The following is a 19,448-nucleotide window of genomic DNA, read 5'->3' on the forward strand; positions in this document are numbered from 1 at the left end:
CGGAGCGAAAGCTCCGGGGTTTTTCGTTACAGGAATCTTGGAGGATTCTTGGCGGGAATCGCGCCCGCTATTGTTTCGGTTGCCCGAAATCCAGCGGTGGCAGTTCGATCTGCGGCACCTCGATCCTGACCTTGCTGAGATCGACGTCGAGCGGCTTGTCGAGGAACACGGTCACTATGGTCGGGAAAGCGACCACGAGCGCCACCATGATCGCCTGCAGGCCGATCCAGGGCAGGGCGCCCCAATAGATGTCGGAGCTCTTCACTTCCTTCGGCGCGACGCCACGCAGATAGAACAGCGCAAAGCCGAACGGCGGATGCAGGAACGAGGTCTGCATGTTGACGCAGAGCATGACACCGAACCAGATCAGCGCCGCGTCCGGTCCCACGACCGGCGCCAGCACCTTCTGCGCAATCGGCGCGACCATCGGCAGGATGATGAAGGCGATCTCGAAGAAGTCGAGGAAGAACGCCAGGAAGAAGATGAAGACATTGATGAAGATCAGGAAACCCCAGACGCCGCCGGGGATCGAGGTCAGATGATGCTCGAGCCAGACGCCGCCGGAGACGCCGAGGAACACCACCGAGAAGCAGGTCGAGCCGATCAGGATGAACACCACCATGGTGGAGAGGCGCATCGTCGACTCGTAGCCTTGCTTGATCAGGCCGCGCAGGTCCGGGATGCGGACGGCTTCGAGGCAAAGCCAGACGACGGCGAGATAGACCACCGCGAAGGTGAGCTTCAACATCTTGCCTTCACCGAGCAGGATGCCGACGATCACGGCGACACCGGTGGCGGCGATGCCGAGCAGGAGCATCTTTTGCCCCTTGCTGCTCAGATCCTTGTGGTGGATCGCGGCGAGGACGATGGCGCCGACGGCGCCCATCGCGCCGGCTTCGGTCGGCGTTGCGAGGCCGAGCATCATGGTACCCAGCACCACGAAGATCAGAACGGCTGACGGAATGATGCCCATCAGGCATTTCTTCCAGAGCGGCCAGCCCGTCAGCGTGAGCGCGTCTCTCGGAACCGGAGGGACGTGATCCGGTTTGATGAGGCCGAGCATGAACGTATAGCCGGCGAACAGGGCGATCTGGAGGATGGATGGCCCCCAGGCGCCGAGATACATGTCGCCGACCGACTTGCCGAGCTGGTCGGCCATCACGATCAGCACCAGCGAGGGCGGCACCAATTGGGTGATCGTGCCGGACGCGGCGAGCACGCCGGTGATGTAGCGAATGTTGTAGCCGTAGCGCATCATCACCGGCATCGAGATCAGCGCCATGGCGATGACCTGCGCCGCCACCGTGCCGGTGATCGCGCCGAGGATGAAGCCGACGATGATGACGGAATAGCCGAGGCCGCCGCGGACCGGTCCGAACAGCTGCCCCATCGAGTCCAGCATGTCTTCCGCAAGCCCGCACCGTTCCAGGATCGAGCCCATGAAGGTGAAGAAGGGGATCGCCAGCAGCAATTCGTTGGAGAGCACGCTGCCGAAGATGCGGCCCGGAATGGCCTGCAGGAAGTTCATGTCGAAGAAGCCGAGATAGATCGACAGGAATCCGAACGACAGCCCGAGCGCGGCCAGCGTGAAGGCCACCGGGAAGCCGATCAGCATGGCCAGAATCAAGCCGCCGAACATCAGCGGCGGCATCATTTCCAGCGTAATCATTGCACTGGCCTCTCGTATTTGGCGTCGATCATCACATAGCCCTTCAACGCCGCGATACGCTTGATCACTTCGGAGACACCTTGCAGAGCGAGAAAAACGAAGCCCACGGGAACGACGGCCTTGATCGGCCACCGCACCAGGCCGCCGGCGTTGCTCGAAATCTCGCTGACGGCGTAGGATTGCATGAAGAATGGCCACGACAGGTAGGCCAGCAGCAGGCAGGACGGGATCAGGAAAAACAGCGTTCCGATCATGTCGAGCCAGAGCTGTCCGCGTTCGGACAGCATGAGATAGAGAAGTTCGACGCGAACATGCTCGTTCTTCTTGAAGGTATAGGAGGCGCCGAACATCACGAAGACGGCGAACATGTACCACTGCAATTCGAGCCAGCTGTTGGAGCTGTAGCCGAACGCGTAGCGGATCATCGCGTTGGCGGCGCTGACCAGGCAGGCGGCGAGCACGAGCCAGTTGCAGATGCCGCCCAGTTGCTCGTTGATCCAGTCGATGCCGTTACTGATTGCCAACAATGGACGCATTACGTTCTCCTCGGGCACGTCATCGACATGCGCCGGATTTCTTCATTGATATTGCGTCGCCACCCCGCGTCAGGCGCGCACAGCCGCTGCCGCGCGGCAAACGCGCAGCTTCGTTCCGGCGCGAAAAACGCGCAGGTTCGCAGCTCATTCGCTGGAGCGATTGCAACGATAGTCCTCCCCCGTTCGCACGCTTTCGCCGTCTTGGCTGCTCCATGAGGGAGCAGCGGCCCATCCGGCCGTGCTGGCGTAAAGCAGGCGCACCATTTCAGTGCGTTGTGGCGGCGTCAATCGGAAAATGGACAAATTGACGCGGGCTTTCAGTTGCGTGGGGAGGACGCGCTTGGTTGCGCGGGACGGCGAAAATACACGCTGAAATTTCAACCGCCGGTAACGCTCATGTGGCGGCTGACGCTGGGGCGGTTATAGCGGCGGTCGATGATGAAGTCGTGGCCCTTCGGCTTCAGGCCGATGGCGCGATCGATCGCGGCGGAGAGCAGGTCGTTGTCGGCAGATGCCCGCAAGGGTTTGCGCAAATCGGAGGCATCCTCGTGACCGAGGCAGGTGTGCAGCGTGCCGGTGCAGGTGATCCGTACCCGGTTACAGGACTCGCAGAAATTATGGGTCATCGGCGTGATGAAGCCGAGCTTGCCGCCGGTCTCGCTGACGCGGACATAGCGGGCAGGGCCGCCGGTGTCGTCGTCGAGGTCGGTTAGCGTGTAGTGCTGGGCGAGACGCGCGCGCAACAACGACAGCGGCACGTATTGATCGATCCGGCCTTCTCCGATGTCGCCCATCGGCATCACTTCGATCAGCGTCAGCGCCATGCCCTTGTCGTGCGCCCATTGCATCAGCGAGGGGATCTCCTCCTCGTTCATGTTCTTCAGCGCCACCGCGTTGATCTTCACCGCAAGGCCCGCCGCGCGCGCAGCTTCAATGCCGGCCAGCACCTTGTCGATGTCGCCCCAGCGCGTGATGGCGCGGAACTTGGCGGGATCGAGCGTGTCCAGCGAGACGTTGATCCGGCGCACGCCGGCGTCGCGCAACTCGCCGGCAAAGCGCGCCAGCTGCGAGCCATTGGTGGTCAGCGTCAACTCATCGAGCGCGCCGCTCGAAAGATGCCGCGACAGCGAGCGCACCAGCGACATCACGTTGCGCCGGACCAGCGGCTCACCGCCGGTGAGGCGGATTTTGCGCACGCCCTTGGCGACGAAGGCCGAGCACAGCCGGTCGAGTTCTTCCAGCGTCAGCAGATCGGCTTTCGGCAGGAACGTCATGTCCTCGGACATGCAATAGAAGCAGCGCAGGTCGCAGCGATCGGTGACGGAGACCCGCAGATAACGGATGGTCCGCCCGAACGGATCGGTCATCGGAGAGAACAGCTGATCGGGAGAAGTCGACAATCCGCTCATCCAAACTGCCTTGCAAACCCTGCCTGCGCGCCGCGTGCGGCGGAACCGCCGCAACGCCTGTCACCCATCATCCTATAGCGCTTTTGAGCGAAGTGGATACCGGTTGGCGTGAAGAAAGCGCGTTAAAACGAAAGGCTTATATCACGGTTCTGATTCGATCAGGGCCGGGATATAGGCACGAAGCAGGACGGCTACAATCCACAGCTTTCGGGTGCGGTGCCGATCAGCGGGCCGGCTGCGTCGCCGGCGCGGCGGGGCTCGGGAACGGCGAGGCGGCGGCGGGCGCAGCTGCTGCAGGCTTCGGCTTCTTCTTCGGCCGCATTTTGCGCGGCGGCGGCCCAGCGGGCTTCAGTTCGGCGACCACGGGATTGGGATCGACCGTGACGGAGGCAGGCGTCGTGAAGTCGCCGGGGTCGCGGATCACCTGGACGGGAACCGTGACCGGCTGGAACCTAGGCATCGCGAAGGTGACGGTGAAGCCGGCGTCGGGGGCGGCGACCGCAACCGAGCAGGGGGTCTTGCAGCCCGGTCCGACCGAGGTGGTGGCATCCGCCCCTGGTGGCACCGATTCCAGCTGGACCTGGATCGGCGGCGGCGTCGGCTTGAAGGAATCCATGGAAAAGGTGGAACAGCCGGCCAGAGAAGCTCCGGCGACGGCAATCGCGAACACACGACTTATGATCATCACTCACCTGCGGCGATCAGCCACAATCCCCGAGCCGGACCATAGGAGCGTGAGAACAGGGCCGCAACCACGCCGTGCAGATTCGCTAAAGGATGGTTAATGTCGGGACGGAACGATCAATATACTGTATATAAATCAATACGTTACGTGGATGAAGTGGCGCCAATCAGGCTGTTCACCGCCGCCGGCAGCTCGCGAAAATGGCCGATCAGCCGGTCCGGCTTCAGCTCGGCGATCGGCACGTCGGTGTAGCCGAATTCGACCCCGATCACGGGAATGCCTGCGCGCCGGGCCACGCCGACGTCGGGACCGGCATCGCCGACCATGATGGCGCCGGCGAGCTGCGCGCCGGCCCGGGCCAGCGTCTGCTGCAGGATCACCGGATCGGGCTTTGAGACGCCAAACGTGTCCGCGCCGCAGATCGCGGCAAACCGCTTGCTGAGGTCGAGCTTGTCGAGCAGCAGTTTTGACAGCCATTCCAGCTTGTTGGTGCAGACCGCAAAGCGAAAGCCTTGCCCTTCCAGTTCATCCAGCGCCGCTTCGAGCCCCTCGAAGGGGCGCGATTCATCGGCGATATGTTCGGCATAATAGGCGACGAAATCCTTGGTCAGCCGGTTGAGCTCATCCACGCTCACGGAGCGGTCCTCAAGCTCGAGGCCGCGCTCGATCAGCTTGCGCGCGCCGGCGCCGATCATGTTGCGCGCCTTCGCGAGTGGAACAGGCGCCAGGCCTTCGCGGTCCAGCACGAAGTTGAGCGCGCCAATCAGGTCGGGCGCGGTTTCGACGAGCGTGCCGTCGAGATCGAATACGAGCATGCGGGGAGCTGTCATTTGCCATTCGCTACCGGCCCGGGCGTGATGATGCAAGTGGGTCGATAGGGCCGATTTAGCCCTCGTTTGCGCTATTCCTGCCCGCCAAACGACGCTAGATATGCGCCGCCAGACCGGCGGATCTTAAAGGGCATATCCACGTGGACATGGACGCATTGAAACGGCAGGCGGCGGCGCGCGCGCTGGAGCATGTACAGGACGGCATGAAGCTCGGGCTCGGCACCGGCTCGACCGCCAAACACTTTGTCGAACTGCTCGGCGAGAAAGTCGCGAAGGGCATGCGCGTGATCGGCGTGCCGACCTCCGAGGCGACCCGCGCACAGGCGCAGGCCTGCGGCGTGCCGCTGACCACGCTCGACGAGATCGACCACCTCGATCTCACCGTCGACGGCGCCGACGAGTGCGACGGCGCGCTCAATCTCATCAAGGGCGGCGGCGGTGCGCTGCTGCGGGAGAAGATCGTGGCGGCGGCCTCCGATCGCATGATCGTGATCGCCGACGACAGCAAATGGGTCGATGTTCTCGGCCGCTTCCCCCTGCCGATCGAGGTGATCCCGTTCGGGCTTGCGGCGACGCAGCGGGCGATCGTGCAAGCCTTTCTAGAATGTGGGGCATTTGCGCAAAGCGGCGTTTCCGGGCAAATGGAGGTCCGGAAGACCAAGGACGGCCACGTTTTTGTCACCGATGGCGGCCACTGGATTGTGGATGCCCATCTCGGGGAAATACCGGATGCGCCGCGACTGGCAGGCTTGTTGAGCGTGATCCCGGGCGTCGTCGAACACGGTCTGTTCATTGGCTTGGCGCGCACGGCCGTGCTGGCCGGCGCACAGGGAATTCGCGTAGTTGAGCGGCGATAGCGCCGAATCTTTGAGGAGAATTGGAATGAAGAGTTTTTCGGGAAGTTTGTCGGCTGCGGGTCTCGCGGTGGCGCTGGCGCTGATCGGAGCGCCGGCCATGGCGCAGCAGAAAAACGCTCCTGCGGCCACCGTGGCTGTACCCGGCAAGCCGGCGTCGCCCGCCGCGATCGCCGCGGCCAAGGAAATCCTGACCATGAAGAACGCGAGCGCGATGTACGCCAACGCCGTTCCGGGTCTCGTCGAGAAGACCAAGAACGTGCTGCTCGGGGCCAACCTCAACTACCAGAAAGACCTCAACGAGGTCGCCGTGATCGTCGCCAAGAGTCTGGCCGGCCGCGAAAAGGAAATCGGCGACGGCATGGCGCAGATCTACGCCAACGAATTCACCGAGCAGGAATTGAAGGACCTGGCGACGTTCTACAAATCGCCGCTCGGCCAGAAACTGATCCTGAACGAACCGAGGGCGATCTCGGGCAGCATGGCCTATATGAACGATTGGGCGCAGTCCTTTGCCGAGGTGATCAACGGCCAGTTCCGCACCGAGATGAGGAAGCGCGGCAAGGAAATCTGAGCTGGTAGAGGGCGAATGGCGAAGCTGGCGGAATAGCGAGTAGCGAATGGAGGCGAGCGGCAAGGTCGGCTTACCATTCGCCATTCACTACTCGCCACTGGCGGAAAGTAGACATGGCTGAATACGACGTCGATCTGTTTGTCATCGGTGGCGGTTCGGGCGGCGTCCGCGCCGCGCGCATCGCGGCCGGCTACGGCGCCAAGGTGATGGTCGCCGAAGAATACCGGATGGGCGGCACCTGCGTGATCCGCGGCTGCGTGCCGAAAAAACTGTTCGTGATCGGCTCGCACGTCCGTCACGAGATCGAGGACGCCGCGGGCTTCGGCTGGACCATCCCCGAAATCTCCTTCGACTGGAAGACGCTGGTCGCCAACAAGGACAAGGAGATCGCCCGGCTCGAGGGCATCTACACGACCAATGTCGAGAAATCCGGCGCGCAGGTGGTGAAGGCCCGTGCGGTGCTGGAAGACGCCCACACGCTGCGTCTGTCCGACGGCAAGAAAATCACCGCGCAAACCATTCTGATCGCGACCGGCGGCCGGCCCAACCATGGCGCGGAAATTCCCGGCATCGAGCACGTGATCTCGTCGGACGAAGCGTTCCACCTCACCGAACTGCCTGAGCGTATCGTGATCCAGGGCGGCGGCTATATCGCGCTCGAATTCGCCGGCATCTTCAAAGGCTACGGCGCCGATGTCACCGTGATCTATCGCGGCGACAACATCCTTCGCGGTTTCGACGAGGACGTGCGCAAGCATGTGCGCGCGGAGATGGAGAAGCAGGGCATCAACATCATCACCGGCTGCACCATCAGCAAGGTCGACAAGCACGGCAAGGAATTCACCACGCATCTGTCGAGCGGGTCGAGCATCGCCTCCGACCAGGTGATGTTCGCGATCGGCCGCCATCCCAACGTCGCCAATCTCGGGCTGGAGACCGCTGATGTCGCGATCAATCCGAAGAACGGCGGCATCGCCGTCGACGCCTGGTCGAAAACGTCGACGCCGAACATCTACGCCATCGGCGACGTCACCCACCGCACCAATCTGACGCCGGTGGCGATCCGCGAGGGCCATGCCTTCGCCGACACCGTGTTCGGCAAGCGCCCGGTGCAGGTCGATCACGCCACCATCCCGACCGCGGTGTTCTCGCAGCCCGAAGTCGGCACCGTGGGCCTCACCGAAGCCGAAGCCCGCGCGCAGTTCAGCCACGTCGATATCTACAAGACCGATTTCCGGCCCATCAAGGCGACGATGTCCGGCCGCGACACCCGCGTCCTGATGAAGCTCGTGGTCGACGGCACGAGCGACCGCGTGCTCGGCTGCCACATCGTCGGCGAAGCCGCCGCCGAGATCACGCAGGCCGTCGGCATCGCCGTGAAGATGAAAGCGACCAAGGCCGATTTCGATGCCACCATCGCGCTGCATCCGACCGCGGCGGAAGAACTGGTGACGATGCGGACGCCGACGGCGCGCTATGTGCGGGAAGCGGCGGCGGAGTAGGGCGCGCGTAGCCTGGATGGGCGCAGGAGATGCGCTCAGTATCGCGGTCGATTGTCGCCGCGCCGCTGGAGTGCGAAAGCGTAGTGGGGATTGATCCCGCAAAAGGCGTCGGTACCGTTAGCGGTGGCCATGCACTGGGCGTAGCTCGAGAATTGGCAATTGCCCGGATAGCCCCATACGCGCCCTTGCAGGCAGTAGCTATTCCGAACGTTCTCATAAGCCTGGGGACCGTAAAAACTTGGGCCATATGCCTGAGCCCGGGCTTGCCCGCCTGTGAGGGCGACACTCATCGTCAAGATCGTCAAAGCCAAAGTGCGCATCGGACCTTCCTCGAAGTCGGACCAGCGTCGGCACAACACCGGTGCACCTGGACCGCAGGAGATATTGATCCAAGTCAATGTACTCGGGAAAGGTTCACACGCGCACCAGCGGCAACGACACCCGGACATGCGGCCCCGGCATAGCCGGTGAGTTCGACCACCTTGGGCGGCCATGACGCGGGCCGACCCCCACCGCCTGTCATTGACCGGCCGCGCCCGACTGCAAGTAAGCAATGATCTTCGCCCGCTCCTCCGCCGATGCGAGACCGCCATACGGCTTCATGGTGTTGCCGGGCACGACCGCATCGGCGTTAGCCATGAAACGCTCGAGCTTGTCGGCGTCCCAGGCGAAGCCCGCCTCCTTCATGGCGCTGGAATAGCCGTAGTCCGGCAGCGACCCTGCCTTCCGCCCGATAATTTTGTGCAGATTTGGGCCTTGCCGGTTATCGCCCTCCTTGACGGTGTGGCAGGTCCGGCACGCATTGTTGAACGCCTGTTGGCCGGCGGCAGCATCCGCGCCTTGCGCCGGCGTTTGCGATGCGGCTGACGAAGACAACGTCAGGCACGCCATCCCGCTCAGGGCCAAGGCTCGAACAAGGGTTCGCATCGGCCGTCCTCCGTATTCCCTGCCAAACAAACGCGCGAGGCAGCGAAGGTTTCCCCTGGTTCCCGTAAGCTGTAGGGCGGATTGAGCCGAAGGCGTAATCCGCCGTTCATCGATTACTATGCGGCGGGTTACGCCTTCGGCTAAAACCCGGCCTACGATCTGAGGTCGAAGCCATGACCAAGAAGCTTCCGAAGCGTGGTTTGCCGCCGATGCATCCCGGTGAACTTCTTCGCGAGGAGATTTTGCCCGCTCTCGACCGGACCAAGACAGAGATCGCCAGGCTGCTCGGCGTGTCGCGTCAGACGTTGTATGATCTCCTGAAGGAGAAGCAGCCGGTTACTCCGGTGATGGCGTTGCGGCTTGGTAAGCTGTGCGGCAACGGTCCCGATCTCTGGCTCAATCTGCAAAGGCGGTACGATTTGGATCAGGCGGAGCGGGAGCTTGGCGAAGAGATCAAGAGCATCCCGACGCTGGCCGTTGCCTGACTAGTCTGCGAGCTACTTCGTATCCTGCCGCGACCTCTTCCGGAAAGCCAAGGCCTCCGGGCCCCACATCCTGATCATCACAATCGCGCAGGAGGCAATGCCGACGAAGGCGAGCATGACGGTGAGGGCGATTTCCATGATGTGTGCATAGATGATTTGCGGGTGATTTGTCTTCCGTATCACTACGGTGTCATCGCGTTTCCCTGCACCGAGGTTTCAGCGTTGACGGCCTGCAATCCTTGAGCGCATTCAGGCCTTCGGGACGTTCATGCAGTCTTCCGGCCGAACCTTGGCCCAAGCATCCGGCGCTTGGCTGTTTCGGTCGCGGCACGCGCGTTCGGAATTTCGCGGGGAGCGAAGCTGCTGCTTTTTTGGCAGTGCCTATTTTAGGCGCTACCGGACAGGTGGCTTGGGAGGATGGCGATCCACGACCACGGAGTCGGGATGCGAGACGATGGTCATGAACCAGATCGAGCTTACGACCAGCGACCAGAACGTATTCCAGTAAACCCAATTCATTGGTGCTTCCAATCCATCTAGGGCTTCCGGGTCCGAACGTCGCTCAGGCTCTTTGCAACAAAGTCTTCGAGATGCGCCGGCACCGGAGCTCCCTCAATATCACAGCGACACTGGATTTCCTCTGCGACATTTTTGGAGATGTCGGCGGTCCAGTGTTCGAGCGTGTTGAAGGCGTAGATTCCGACCGGGTTGTTGAAACGCGCCAGCATCAGATCGTTGATCACGGTATCGAGATCGGGGCGCTCGATCGGATTCTGAAGCTGCAAATCCCTCGGACCAAACGTGTCCATCACCAGATAGAGCGTTTGGTCGGCGCCATAGGGCACGGTTAACGGCATTCCAGTCATGGCCTGGGCACTCCGTGGAACGCAGATTCAAGTTTGAATCGAAGCGTTGGTTCCAGCGGCGGCGTGTGCACCTTCGTCTATTTTTCGCTGACATAGTTGATGCAACGACGATGCCCGGCCGGGCGCCGGCTCAGCACCAGAAATGAGAGGCAGCATTAGCCTGGATGAGCAACGCGACATCGGGTCTTGGCCCCCGCATGCCGCGGTGCTCATGCGGGCTAACGTCGGCAGGTGGGCTCAAGATACCAGCGACAACAGGCGCTCGGCTTTGAATCGCTTGTAGGCGTCGATCGCCCGGTTCGCGAGCATCAGCTTTCGCGTTTCGCCACGCCGGATCAGGGTCTCGACGGCATCCGTCAGGAAGCGCGCCGCGACTTCGGCATCGCCAAGTTCGCCGGTCCCCTCGAGATAATCCCAGGCGATCTGGATCGAATTTTCCATCAGCAATGGCAATGGTTCGGTCATGGAAATAAAACTCCCTAAGGCAACATCAGTTCCTCAAGGCGGCGGCAGCGTGGGGGCATCCACGCCGCCCCGCGCCGGGTTACGGCCTCGGACCGTAGCTGCTGACCTTGCCGTTGATGTCGAAGGTGAAGGTCAATCCGAGGAACGACAATTGACCGCCGCGGGCGTCGATCACGTCGGGGTTCTTGGTACCGGGCGTCCACTTCATGCCGCCGCTCACGGCGTCGAGTTCGATTGCGTTGAGTTCGCGATTGTCGGTGGTCATGTCAGTCTCCATTCATTGGTGGCAAAAGCCACTTGCGATGGTGATGGAGTAACCACAGCAGCCGGTCAGCGACTGTGACCGACGTCACAATGCCGGCCGCCCCGATGGCGCGCGCCGCAAATCCGTAAAGTTCGATTCAATGCGCCGTTAACGCGCTAAGGGAACCTTACGGCCTCACCTTCAAGTTGGTGATCTGCTGATCCAACGGATGTCACCCGTGACGATGGATGCTCTTAAGCCAAAGGTGGTGCGCGAACCCCGCCGGCAACTGCACAAGCAGCCGGCCTGGATGACGGTCGACGATGGCCTGACCAACCGCGAATGCTTCGTGCTCGATGTATCGCCGGGCGGCGCCAGGATCGTGACCGATGTCGCGATCGATGTCCGCGACAAGTTTGGATTGGCGCTGGTGCGCGATCGCCCAAAACACCAGTCCTGCGAAGTCGTCTGGCGCCGCGGCAAGACCTACGGCGTCAAGTTTTTGATCGCCGGCAAAGCAGGCGCAGGGCCGATCAACGATCTTTCTGCCGTAGAGCCCCACGCGCAGGCGGAGCTGTTCGATGCAGCTCAGCGCGTGAAGGCGGAAGCCTGACCCGCCTTGCGGACCTTCGTCATTCCCCGATGCGCAATTGCGCATCGGGGAATGACGGAAGCTGATTTCCGGCCCAAGGTGCGAAATCCTGCCACGCGCAAAACGAAGGCCCGACACTTTGGTTGCCGGGCCTCCGCGTCGCGTCGCTCTCGCGAGCGAGCCTATTTTTTCTTGGTGGCGCTGCCCGTGGTCTGCTGACCCGGCGCCTGTTCCGATGCGCCCGGTGCCGTCGATTTCTTGGCAGCCTTCATCTTGTGACCGGGCGCGTATTCCGATGCGCCCGGTGCCGTCGATTTCTTGGCAGCCTTCATCTTGTGACCCGGCGCGTATTCCGACGCACCCGGAGCCGTTGATTTCTTGGCACCCTGCATCTGATGGCCCGGTGAGCTATCCGATGCGCCAGGTGATTTGGTTCCGGATTGCGCAAAGGCGGACGAAGCTAACGCGAGCGACGCCGCGACGATCAGGGATTTCTTGAACATCGTGTTTCTCCTGCTGGCTATCGGCAATAAATGCGCGGTGCGCGCGCACGTTCCACTTTTTCCCGAATGAATGTTTCCGGGATGAAGAAATAATTTTCCGGCAAGGTTGATGAACGGATGTTTATCTCTTGCGCAAACGCTTAGCGTTTGTCGCAATCCATGAGACGGAGAACTCCTGAAAGCGTAGCCCGGATGAGCTGCCGGGTCGCGGCAACGCGCGCCCGATGACAGGCACATCCGTGACGTCAGCCAGCCTCAGCAAATGTTCCTGGTGGAGGTCTTCATCATCCAGGGAAAGTAATTTTCCTTGAGCCATTCGATGGTGGCCCGATCGATACGCGGCTTGCCGCCCGACACGGCGTCCAATTCCGCAGCCGTGAATTCGACGGCGTTGATTTCCTGCGTCTGCTTTCTTCCCAATTTCGGAGCGCTCATGTTTCCCTCCTTGGTGAGCAGGGGACCATCCCCTCGGGGGCTCGGTCGTGGAAATAGGCGGCCAGAGCGGTGTTTGGCTGTGACTGGCATCACATTGCAGCGGCAAATCAGCCTGACGGCCGCACCCGGCGTAGCCGAGAAGTAAGTTACTTCTGATTTACGGAAGTCATGTCAAGCCCCGAAATAAAAAATATTTCTGTTTACCGGAAAGAAAATCAGGTGCATATCTTTGCCCATCCCGTCCTACTCAGAAGGGCGTCGGCCGTCGTCACGGACGTTGGGCGGGGTTGCGGTGGACGCTGGTTTACGCTGAGACGACGGCGTGGATAAGCGTACGGCAAAACCGTGTGGTCCTGGCGCCCGTTGCTGGCGTCAAGCCGTCGGCTAAGCGCAAGCTGAACCGGCGGTGACGGAGTCAACCCAGAACTCGTCTCCGGGGAGATCACGGCATAAGCCGTAAAGCCATTGCGCAGGGAAGGCCGGGTGTTCTCCGCTGCCCTGTATGCTCGTGTGCAGCCTACTTAGTGCAAACCGCACACGGGACCGCGGGTGCAGCGCGCACCCGGTCTTCCCTGCGCCCTCTGTTTTCGAGGGCAAGGAGTTTTTGGCAAAGCTCGGGCGCAATGCGTCGCGAGAAGGCGAAGGTGCGTTTGAATGACGGTGCAACAACAAACACCGCCGTCGTCCCGGGCTTGACCACAGATGCGCAATTGCGCATCGGGGGACCCATAACCACAGGGAGAAGTTTTGCGAAAGGTCTCTGCTACCGAGCCTTCATCGAGAGATCACGCGGTATGGGTCCCCCGACGCGCAATTGCGCATCTGAGCTCAAGGCCGGGACGACGAGTGGCCGGGACGACAGCAACGCGCTACTCCGCCGCCTCGATCCATTCGGCCGCCCCGCGCCACAGCGTGTCACGATGCTCGGGGCGGAAGAAACCAAAATGGCCGATCCGGCTGGCGCCGGTGTCCTTTGGCGTCACCGTGATGATCTCGGGTTTTGCGGCCGTAAATCCCGAGCACAGCAACTCCACCGCCGGCCGCGTCGCCCAGGGATCGTCAGACATGCAGAGCGCGCGCAACGCGCCTTTGTAGTTCGGAAAATTTTGCAAGGCCGCCAGATTCTTGTCGTCGAACATGTAGCGCGGGCTCATCACCCAGGAGACCCATTGCAGGAACACATCCCTCGGCATGTCCATGCCGAGCCCGAGCCAGCCCGGCGTGTAGCCGAACGCGCGGGTGAGCGGGACCGCGGCATTGAGCATCGCATAGACGCGATAGCGCTCGGGCACCGCGATCAGTTTCCAGGTGCCGGCTTGTGCCGCGATGAACAGCGCGCGCGAGATCTCGGTGTTGTTCGGCAGCAGGCCCAGCGCCTGGCCGCCAAAGGAATGCCCGACATAGGCAAACGGCAGCGCCTTGTAGCGCTCACGCATCCAGGCCACCGCGGAGGTCACATCCTGCGCGGCCCAGTCCGACATCGAGGCCTTGAAGCCGACCAGCGATTTCGGCTGGTTGTAGCCGGTCATCGATTTCTGCCTGCTACCGCCGGTGCCGCGGTAGTCATAGGTCAGCACCGCGCAGCCGCGCTTGGCGAGGTAGCCGGCAAAGCCGCGATAGACCTTGCGGTGGACCGCGGTCGCCGAATTGATCAGCACGGCGTGGCGCTTGGTCCCGCGCGGCAAAAACAGCGTCGCCCCCAGCGGATAGCCATCCGCCGCGGGAAGCGTGATATCGTCGATGAATACGTCGTCCAGCCCCAGCTCGGCCACCCGCGATTTCCTTCCTCGCTTTTCGCGATTTGGCCCTAACAAATGCGAATTCGGCTTTTGCTGCAAGGGCTTGACTGGACAGGTGGAAATCTAATGGCGGTTGGCCATCGCCCTGTGTATAACCCGGCCCTTCGTAACCGCGGGTAAGTCGCGGTTTTTGCTCAGGAGTTAACGTCATGTCCGAGCGGTGGACACCCGATAGCTGGCGCGCCAAACCGGTGCTGCAGGTGCCCGATTATCCCGATGCCAAGGTGTTGGCTGATGTCGAGGCGCAGTTGGCTACCTTTCCGCCGCTGGTGTTCGCCGGTGAAGCCCGCAATCTGAAGAAGTCGCTGGCGCGCGTCGCCGCCGGCGAAGCCTTCCTGCTGCAGGGCGGCGATTGCGCCGAGAGCTTTGCCGAGCACGGCGCCAACAACATCCGCGACTTTTTCCGCGTGCTGCTGCAGATGGCCGTCGTTCTCACCTATGCCGGCGCGCTGCCGGTCGTGAAGGTCGGCCGCATCGCCGGACAGTTCGCAAAACCGCGCTCGTCGAACACCGAGAAGATTAATGGCGTCGAGCTGCCGAGCTATCGCGGCGACATCATCAACGACATCGCGTTCACGCCCGAGGCGCGCATCCCCGATCCGCAGCGCCAGCTGATGGCCTATCGGCAGTCGGCGGCGACGCTCAACCTGCTCCGTGCGTTCGCGACCGGCGGCTTTGCCAATCTCGGCAGCGTGCATCAGTGGATGCTGGGCTTCCTGAAGGACTCGCCGCAGTCACGCCGCTACAAGGAACTGGCCGACCGTATCTCGGACGCGCTGAATTTCATGCGCGCCTGCGGCCTCGATCTTGAGAGCCATCCCGAGCTTCGCGCCACCGATTTCTACACCAGCCACGAGGCGCTGCTGCTGGGCTACGAGCAGGCCTTTACCCGCGTCGATTCCACCACCGGCGACTGGTACGCGACCTCCGGCCACTTCATCTGGATCGGCGACCGCACCCGCCAGCTCGACCACGGCCATGTCGAATATTTCCGCGGCATCAAGAACCCGATCGGCCTGAAATGCGGCCCGTCGCTCAAGCCTGATGAACTGCTGAAGCTGATCGACATCCTCAATCCGGACAACGAGCCCGGACGGTTGACGTTGATCAACCGCTTCGGCTCGGACAAGGTCGGCGATCATCTGGCGCCGCTGATCCGCAGCGTGCAGCGGGAAGGGCGCGTCGTGGTCTGGTCGTGCGATCCGATGCACGGCAACACCATCAGCTCGAATTCGGGCTACAAGACCCGCCCGTTCGACCGGATATTGTCGGAAGTGAAATCGTTCTTCGCCATCCATCAGGCGGAAGGCACCCACGCCGGCGGCATTCACCTGGAAATGACCGGGCAGGACGTCACCGAGTGCATTGGCGGTGCCCGCGCCATCACCGACGAGGACCTCAACGACCGCTATCACACGGTCTGCGATCCCCGTCTGAACGCCGAACAATCGATTGACATGGCCTTCTTGATCGCCGAACTGCTCAAGCAGGAACGCGCCGGCAAGGTCAAACCGATACCGGCTGCAGCGGGTTTCTGACTTGCTGCGACTCTGGCGCGCCACGATCAACACGCGTAACGGCCTCGCTTTTGCGATCCGCTCGGAGCAGGCCGTCCGCGAGGAACTGTTTGCGCTGGCGCTGTCGGTGCCGCTGGCCTGGCTGGTCGGCGCCAGCGTGATGCGCCGGGTCGAACTGGTCGCGGCGGTGGCGTTCGTCCTCGTCGTCGAGATTCTCAACACCGCGATCGAAAAGCTCGCCGACCGGCTCACCACCGACCATGATCCGCAGATCGGGCGGGTCAAGGACATGGGATCGGCCGCGGTCGGCGTGGCGCTGTTGATGTCCGGCGCGTTCTGGCTGTTTGCCATCGCCGAACGCATAGGCGCGTTCTAAAGGCGGCGATTGAAGTTTCGGCGTGTGCAGGGCACCATTGGCATATGAGCGAACCGAAATTCACAATTACGCTGGCGCAGTTGAACCCGACCGTTGGCGATGTCCCCGGCAACGCCGCGAAAGCGCGCGCCGCGCGTGAGCAGGCGAAAGCCGACGGCGCTGATCTGCTGGTGCTGCCGGAATTGTTCATCACCGGCTATCCGCCGGAAGACCTGGTGCTGAAACCGGCGTTCCAGGCGGCCTGCCGCTCCGCGATCGAGGAACTGGCACGCGAGACCGCGGGTGGTGGTCCGGCGGTCCTGATAGGCACGCCCTGGGTCGAGGACGGCAAGCTCTATAACGCCTGCGCGCTGCTCGACGACGGCCGCATCGCCGCGCTGCGTTTCAAGGCCAATCTGCCCAACTACGGCGTGTTCGACGAAAAGCGCCTGTTCGCACGCGGTCCCGCCGCGGGGCCGGTGACGGTGAAGGGAGTCCGGGTCGGCGTCCCCATCTGCGAGGACATCTGGCTCGAAGAGTCCGAGGAATATGAAAACGTCGTCGAGTGCCTGGCCGAGACCGGCGCGGAAATTCTGGTGGTGCCGAACGGCTCGCCATATGCCCGCGACAAGAACGATCTGCGGCTGTCGATCGCGGTCGCCCGCGTCACCGAGAGCGGGTTGCCGCTGGTGTATCTGAACCAGATCGGCGGGCAGGATGAACTGGTGTTCGACGGCGCATCGTTCGCGCTCAATGCCGACCTTTCGGTCGCGACGCAAATGCCGGCGTTCGAGGAAAACATCACGACGCTGGTTTGGACCAAGGGCGCCGACGGCTGGCGCTGTAATGGACCGGTAGTGCCCCTGATCGAGGGCGACAAGGGCGATTACGCGGCGTGCGTTCTCGGCCTGCGCGACTACGTCCGCAAGAATGGCTTTCCCGGCGTGCTGCTCGGCGTTTCCGGCGGCATCGACTCGGCCTTGTGTGCGGCGATCGCGGTTGATGCGCTCGGTGCGGAGCGTGTCCGCGGCGTGATGCTGCCGTTCAGGTTCACAGCGCAGGTGTCGCTCGACGATGCGGCAAAACTCGCCACCGCGCTGGGCTTCCGCTACGAGGTGCTGCCGATTGCGGACGCCGTGAACGGGTTCGAGAAGATTCTGTCCGGCACCTTCGCCGGCCTGCCGCGCGACATCACCGAGGAAAACCTGCAGGCGCGCACCCGTGGCACGCTGCTGATGGCGATTTCGAACAAGACCGGCGCGATGGTGGTCACGACCGGCAACAAATCGGAAATGTCGGTCGGCTACGCCACGCTCTATGGCGACATGAACGGCGGCTTCAACCCGATCAAGGATATCTACAAGACCGAAGTGTTCCGCCTGTCGAGCCTGCGCAATGAATGGAAGCCGGAAGGCGCGCTGGGACCGTCGGGCGAGGTCATTCCGGTCAACATCATCGTCCGTCCGCCCACCGCCGAATTGCGCGAGAACCAGACCGACCAGGATTCGCTGCCGCCCTACGAGATACTCGACGGCATCCTGGAACGGCTGGTCGAGCGCGAGGAGCCGCTGGCCTCGATCATCGCTGCGGGCTACCCGGCCGATGTGGTGACGCGGATCGACCGCCTGCTCAACATCGCCGAATACAAGCGCCGCCAGGCGGCGCCGGGGGTCAAGGTCACCGAGAAGAATTTCGGCCGCGACCGCCGCTATCCCATCACCAACCGTTTTCGCGACAACGGCAAGGCGTTGCCGGCACCCGACGAAAAACTGGTCGCCCGCGCGGGGCGCGCCTCGGCTGATGTGTTCGACGGGTAGAGCGTTTTCGAGCGAAGCGGACACCGGTTCGCGTGAAGAAAACGCGTCAAAACAAGAATCTATTGCTTCGGCGGGATGAAGGTCGGCCCAACGGTGCGGATCTGCTTCTTCTCGTCCGTCGCGCCGGTTGAGTCGGCGGCAGGCGCGGGAGTTGCAGGAGCGGGCGCGGCGGCCGTCGTGCCTGCGGGTGCCGTGCCCTTCTTGGCGACGGGGGCCGTCTTCTGCTGAGGCATCGCGCGCTGCTGCATCCGCTTCGCGCTCTCTTCTGTGACGATGATGTCGCCCTGCTGTTCGGCGGCGGCTTTCTCGTCGATCGATTTCAGCGCATCCGACCAGGTCTGGCCCGCGGCCTTGCAGGCGCACGACGGGTTGAACTCGGTGCGGAATTTGAACGCATTGGGCAGCGACGAGTAAGGCTGGCCGCTGACCGAGACCGCCTGGTTGATGTCTTCGCCGGGATTACGATAGGTGAACAGCGATGCTTCCGTTGCCGGGCACAGCGCCTTGCAGGTCCTCTCATCGTCCTGGAAGCGCGCCTGGTAGGTGGCGAACGAGACCGGGAAATAGGCGCCGTCGCAGGTGCGCACGCACACCGTCCGGAACGTGCCGGATGGCGCACCGAGATCGGCGCTCGGCGGAGGGATGGTGTTGTTGCCGAACAGGTTGTCGATGAAGCTGCCCCCGTTGCGCGCGGCAGCGGCGTATTGCGGGCCGCAATTGTTCTGCGCGAGCGCCGTCAGCACCGAACGGCGCTGGTTTTCGCGGTCGGCGCCGCCGATGCCACCTGAGCGCAACCGCTCGAGGCTGGTCGTCATCTGCTCGAGATTGGCGCGCATCTGCTGGATCTGGTTATTAACCGGTCCGCATTGTGCGGACTGGCCGTTGAACAGCGAGAAGAAGCCGGAACTTTCGCAGCCCATCCGCTTCGCTTGCATCGTGACGCGGTCAAGCTCGGCCTGCTGTTTGGTTGCCGCTTCCTGATAGCGGCGGATTTGCTCTTCCTTGGCAGGATCGCCGCCGCTGGCACCGCGGTCGACGGCCGCCAATTGTCCTTCAAGGCGGATGCAGATCGGGTTGGCTTGCGCGCCCTGTTGCTGGGGAGGCGGAGCTGCTCCGGGGGGCATTTGTGCGAGCGCGTCCATATTCGATGGCGCGGGATCGGCTTGTGCGATCGCAGCCGAACTCGTCCCGGCGATGCCAGCAAGCAGCACGGCGCAGGTCAAAATCCACCGGGAGAAGGGAGCAGTCAGCGTCAGGGGCATATCCAGCCATCGATAACGAATCCGCGCGGCTTTATAGCCGAAAAGGCGCGGCCCAGGCGGCACGGTGCGGCCGAGGCCGCATCTGATAGCTGCTTCTCGGGGCAGCGTCACGTCGTTTCCGC

At 62.6% G+C, this 19,448-nt stretch carries 23 protein-coding genes; 8 read left to right on the forward strand and 15 right to left on the reverse strand.

Going from position 1 to position 19,448, the window contains the following annotated elements:
- Positions 1-67: 67 nt before the first annotated feature.
- The 5 genes from JQ574_RS06905 to JQ574_RS06925 form a co-directional block, all read right to left on the reverse strand.
- Positions 68-1,669 (reverse strand): TRAP transporter large permease subunit, encoded by a 1,602-nt coding sequence (locus tag JQ574_RS06905; RefSeq protein ID WP_212210854.1) that lies wholly within the window; start codon positions 1,667-1,669, stop codon positions 68-70.
- Positions 1,666-2,205, reverse strand: a complete 540-nt coding sequence (locus tag JQ574_RS06910) for a TRAP transporter small permease subunit (RefSeq protein WP_212210856.1) — start codon at positions 2,203-2,205, stop codon at positions 1,666-1,668. The genes JQ574_RS06905 and JQ574_RS06910 overlap by 4 nt, the downstream gene beginning before the upstream one ends.
- Before the next feature lie 377 nt (positions 2,206-2,582).
- Positions 2,583-3,614: a GTP 3',8-cyclase MoaA gene (moaA, locus tag JQ574_RS06915; RefSeq protein ID WP_212210858.1), complete on the reverse strand. Its 1,032-nt coding sequence runs from the start codon at positions 3,612-3,614 to the stop codon at positions 2,583-2,585.
- 223 nt (positions 3,615-3,837) lie between these two features.
- A complete protein-coding gene (locus JQ574_RS06920; RefSeq protein ID WP_212210860.1) occupies positions 3,838-4,299 on the reverse strand; it encodes a hypothetical protein in 462 nt (153 codons plus the stop codon).
- A gap of 143 nt (positions 4,300-4,442) precedes the next feature.
- The gene (locus JQ574_RS06925; RefSeq protein WP_212210862.1) at positions 4,443-5,129 is read right to left on the reverse strand and encodes an HAD-IA family hydrolase; all 687 of its coding nucleotides are present in this window, start codon (positions 5,127-5,129) and stop codon (positions 4,443-4,445) included.
- Between the two features lie 146 nt (positions 5,130-5,275).
- Between JQ574_RS06925 and rpiA the strand changes: the two genes are divergently transcribed.
- The 3 genes from rpiA to gor all read left to right on the forward strand — a co-directional run bounded on the left by rpiA (position 5,276) and on the right by gor (position 8,059).
- Positions 5,276-5,986 carry a ribose-5-phosphate isomerase RpiA gene (gene rpiA, locus JQ574_RS06930; RefSeq protein WP_212210864.1) on the forward strand — a complete coding sequence of 237 codons (711 nt, stop codon included), beginning with the start codon at positions 5,276-5,278 and terminating at the stop codon, positions 5,984-5,986.
- Between the two features lie 25 nt (positions 5,987-6,011).
- The gene (locus tag JQ574_RS06935; RefSeq protein WP_212210866.1) at positions 6,012-6,557 is read left to right on the forward strand and encodes a DUF2059 domain-containing protein; all 546 of its coding nucleotides are present in this window, start codon (positions 6,012-6,014) and stop codon (positions 6,555-6,557) included.
- 113 nt (positions 6,558-6,670) lie between these two features.
- Positions 6,671-8,059 (forward strand): glutathione-disulfide reductase, encoded by a 1,389-nt coding sequence (gene gor / locus JQ574_RS06940; protein ID WP_212210868.1) that lies wholly within the window; start codon positions 6,671-6,673, stop codon positions 8,057-8,059.
- Positions 8,060-8,094: 35 nt separating this feature from the next.
- Here the strand turns inward: gor and JQ574_RS06945 are convergent, their stop codons facing one another.
- Both JQ574_RS06945 and JQ574_RS06950 read right to left on the reverse strand, forming a co-directional pair.
- On the reverse strand, positions 8,095-8,379 hold the full coding sequence (locus JQ574_RS06945) for a DUF3551 domain-containing protein (RefSeq protein WP_212210870.1): 285 nt from the start codon (positions 8,377-8,379) through the stop codon (positions 8,095-8,097).
- 199 nt (positions 8,380-8,578) lie between these two features.
- Positions 8,579-8,986, reverse strand: coding sequence for a cytochrome c family protein (locus JQ574_RS06950; RefSeq protein ID WP_212210871.1), 408 nt, complete (start codon positions 8,984-8,986; stop codon positions 8,579-8,581).
- A gap of 173 nt (positions 8,987-9,159) precedes the next feature.
- On the opposite strand from JQ574_RS06950, the gene JQ574_RS06955 reads away from it, so the two are divergent.
- Positions 9,160-9,471, forward strand: coding sequence for a HigA family addiction module antitoxin (locus JQ574_RS06955; RefSeq protein ID WP_212210872.1), 312 nt, complete (start codon positions 9,160-9,162; stop codon positions 9,469-9,471).
- Between the two features lie 393 nt (positions 9,472-9,864).
- Here the strand turns inward: JQ574_RS06955 and JQ574_RS35460 are convergent, their stop codons facing one another.
- The 4 genes from JQ574_RS35460 to JQ574_RS06970 form a co-directional block, all read right to left on the reverse strand.
- Positions 9,865-9,990: a hypothetical protein gene (locus tag JQ574_RS35460; protein ID WP_283813696.1), complete on the reverse strand. Its 126-nt coding sequence runs from the start codon at positions 9,988-9,990 to the stop codon at positions 9,865-9,867.
- 17 nt (positions 9,991-10,007) lie between these two features.
- On the reverse strand, positions 10,008-10,337 hold the full coding sequence (locus tag JQ574_RS06960; protein ID WP_249119172.1) for a hypothetical protein: 330 nt from the start codon (positions 10,335-10,337) through the stop codon (positions 10,008-10,010).
- A gap of 237 nt (positions 10,338-10,574) precedes the next feature.
- Positions 10,575-10,802: a hypothetical protein gene (locus JQ574_RS06965; RefSeq protein WP_212210873.1), complete on the reverse strand. Its 228-nt coding sequence runs from the start codon at positions 10,800-10,802 to the stop codon at positions 10,575-10,577.
- A 79-nt stretch (positions 10,803-10,881) separates the two neighbouring features.
- Positions 10,882-11,067, reverse strand: coding sequence for a hypothetical protein (locus JQ574_RS06970; RefSeq protein ID WP_212210874.1), 186 nt, complete (start codon positions 11,065-11,067; stop codon positions 10,882-10,884).
- Positions 11,068-11,290: 223 nt separating this feature from the next.
- Between JQ574_RS06970 and JQ574_RS06975 the strand changes: the two genes are divergently transcribed.
- Positions 11,291-11,659 (forward strand): PilZ domain-containing protein, encoded by a 369-nt coding sequence (locus JQ574_RS06975; protein ID WP_249119191.1) that lies wholly within the window; start codon positions 11,291-11,293, stop codon positions 11,657-11,659.
- A gap of 161 nt (positions 11,660-11,820) precedes the next feature.
- On the opposite strand, the gene JQ574_RS06980 is transcribed toward JQ574_RS06975, so the two are convergent.
- From JQ574_RS06980 to JQ574_RS06990, 3 genes are all read right to left on the reverse strand, one after another.
- Entirely contained in the window at positions 11,821-12,141 is a 321-nt protein-coding gene (locus tag JQ574_RS06980) for a hypothetical protein (protein ID WP_212210876.1), read from the reverse strand.
- Between the two features lie 255 nt (positions 12,142-12,396).
- Positions 12,397-12,576, reverse strand: a complete 180-nt coding sequence (locus tag JQ574_RS06985; RefSeq protein WP_212383419.1) for a hypothetical protein — start codon at positions 12,574-12,576, stop codon at positions 12,397-12,399.
- 869 nt (positions 12,577-13,445) lie between these two features.
- Positions 13,446-14,348, reverse strand: a complete 903-nt coding sequence (locus JQ574_RS06990) for an alpha/beta fold hydrolase (RefSeq protein WP_212207351.1) — start codon at positions 14,346-14,348, stop codon at positions 13,446-13,448.
- Positions 14,349-14,524: 176 nt separating this feature from the next.
- Here JQ574_RS06990 and JQ574_RS06995 point away from each other — a divergent pair, with 176 nt between their 5' ends.
- Genes JQ574_RS06995 through JQ574_RS07005 form a run of 3 tightly spaced genes read left to right on the forward strand, consistent with a single transcriptional unit; the run spans position 14,525 to position 18,064 of the window.
- Positions 14,525-15,913: a class II 3-deoxy-7-phosphoheptulonate synthase gene (locus tag JQ574_RS06995; protein ID WP_212207352.1), complete on the forward strand. Its 1,389-nt coding sequence runs from the start codon at positions 14,525-14,527 to the stop codon at positions 15,911-15,913.
- Between the two features lies 1 nt (position 15,914).
- A complete protein-coding gene (locus JQ574_RS07000) occupies positions 15,915-16,268 on the forward strand; it encodes a diacylglycerol kinase (RefSeq protein WP_212207353.1) in 354 nt (117 codons plus the stop codon).
- A gap of 44 nt (positions 16,269-16,312) precedes the next feature.
- On the forward strand, positions 16,313-18,064 hold the full coding sequence (locus JQ574_RS07005) for an NAD+ synthase (RefSeq protein ID WP_212207354.1): 1,752 nt from the start codon (positions 16,313-16,315) through the stop codon (positions 18,062-18,064).
- Positions 18,065-18,123: 59 nt separating this feature from the next.
- Here the strand turns inward: JQ574_RS07005 and JQ574_RS07010 are convergent, their stop codons facing one another.
- Positions 18,124-19,326, reverse strand: coding sequence for a DUF2865 domain-containing protein (locus JQ574_RS07010; protein WP_212207355.1), 1,203 nt, complete (start codon positions 19,324-19,326; stop codon positions 18,124-18,126).
- Positions 19,327-19,448 lie beyond the last annotated feature (122 nt).

It is taken from the genome of Bradyrhizobium sp. AUGA SZCCT0158 (assembly GCF_018130065.1).
Classification (GTDB): domain Bacteria; phylum Pseudomonadota; class Alphaproteobacteria; order Rhizobiales; family Xanthobacteraceae; genus Bradyrhizobium.

Excerpts from the sequence above, each read along its gene's own strand:
- JQ574_RS06980 (WP_212210876.1), bottom strand. The coding sequence starts at position 12,141 with ATGTTCAAGAAATCCCTGATCGTCGCGGCGTCGCTCGCGTTAGCTTCG.
- JQ574_RS06945 (WP_212210870.1), bottom strand. The coding sequence starts at position 8,379 with ATGCGCACTTTGGCTTTGACGATCTTGACGATGAGTGTCGCCCTCACA.
- gor (WP_212210868.1), top strand. The coding sequence starts at position 6,671 with ATGGCTGAATACGACGTCGATCTGTTTGTCATCGGTGGCGGTTCGGGC.
- JQ574_RS07005 (WP_212207354.1), top strand. The coding sequence starts at position 16,313 with ATGAGCGAACCGAAATTCACAATTACGCTGGCGCAGTTGAACCCGACC.
- JQ574_RS06935 (WP_212210866.1), top strand. The coding sequence starts at position 6,012 with ATGAAGAGTTTTTCGGGAAGTTTGTCGGCTGCGGGTCTCGCGGTGGCG.
- JQ574_RS06970 (WP_212210874.1), bottom strand. The coding sequence starts at position 11,067 with ATGACCACCGACAATCGCGAACTCAACGCAATCGAACTCGACGCCGTG.
- JQ574_RS06975 (WP_249119191.1), top strand. The coding sequence starts at position 11,291 with ATGGATGCTCTTAAGCCAAAGGTGGTGCGCGAACCCCGCCGGCAACTG.
- JQ574_RS35460 (WP_283813696.1), bottom strand. The coding sequence starts at position 9,990 with ATGAATTGGGTTTACTGGAATACGTTCTGGTCGCTGGTCGTAAGCTCG.
- JQ574_RS06910 (WP_212210856.1), bottom strand. The coding sequence starts at position 2,205 with ATGCGTCCATTGTTGGCAATCAGTAACGGCATCGACTGGATCAACGAG.
- JQ574_RS06995 (WP_212207352.1), top strand. The coding sequence starts at position 14,525 with ATGTCCGAGCGGTGGACACCCGATAGCTGGCGCGCCAAACCGGTGCTG.
- rpiA (WP_212210864.1), top strand. The coding sequence starts at position 5,276 with ATGGACGCATTGAAACGGCAGGCGGCGGCGCGCGCGCTGGAGCATGTA.
- JQ574_RS06960 (WP_249119172.1), bottom strand. The coding sequence starts at position 10,337 with ATGACTGGAATGCCGTTAACCGTGCCCTATGGCGCCGACCAAACGCTC.
- moaA (WP_212210858.1), bottom strand. The coding sequence starts at position 3,614 with ATGAGCGGATTGTCGACTTCTCCCGATCAGCTGTTCTCTCCGATGACC.
- JQ574_RS06920 (WP_212210860.1), bottom strand. The coding sequence starts at position 4,299 with ATGATCATAAGTCGTGTGTTCGCGATTGCCGTCGCCGGAGCTTCTCTG.
- JQ574_RS06955 (WP_212210872.1), top strand. The coding sequence starts at position 9,160 with ATGACCAAGAAGCTTCCGAAGCGTGGTTTGCCGCCGATGCATCCCGGT.
- JQ574_RS06925 (WP_212210862.1), bottom strand. The coding sequence starts at position 5,129 with ATGACAGCTCCCCGCATGCTCGTATTCGATCTCGACGGCACGCTCGTC.
- JQ574_RS06950 (WP_212210871.1), bottom strand. The coding sequence starts at position 8,986 with ATGCGAACCCTTGTTCGAGCCTTGGCCCTGAGCGGGATGGCGTGCCTG.
- JQ574_RS06905 (WP_212210854.1), bottom strand. The coding sequence starts at position 1,669 with ATGATTACGCTGGAAATGATGCCGCCGCTGATGTTCGGCGGCTTGATT.
- JQ574_RS06985 (WP_212383419.1), bottom strand. The coding sequence starts at position 12,576 with ATGAGCGCTCCGAAATTGGGAAGAAAGCAGACGCAGGAAATCAACGCC.
- JQ574_RS07010 (WP_212207355.1), bottom strand. The coding sequence starts at position 19,326 with ATGCCCCTGACGCTGACTGCTCCCTTCTCCCGGTGGATTTTGACCTGC.
- JQ574_RS06965 (WP_212210873.1), bottom strand. The coding sequence starts at position 10,802 with ATGACCGAACCATTGCCATTGCTGATGGAAAATTCGATCCAGATCGCC.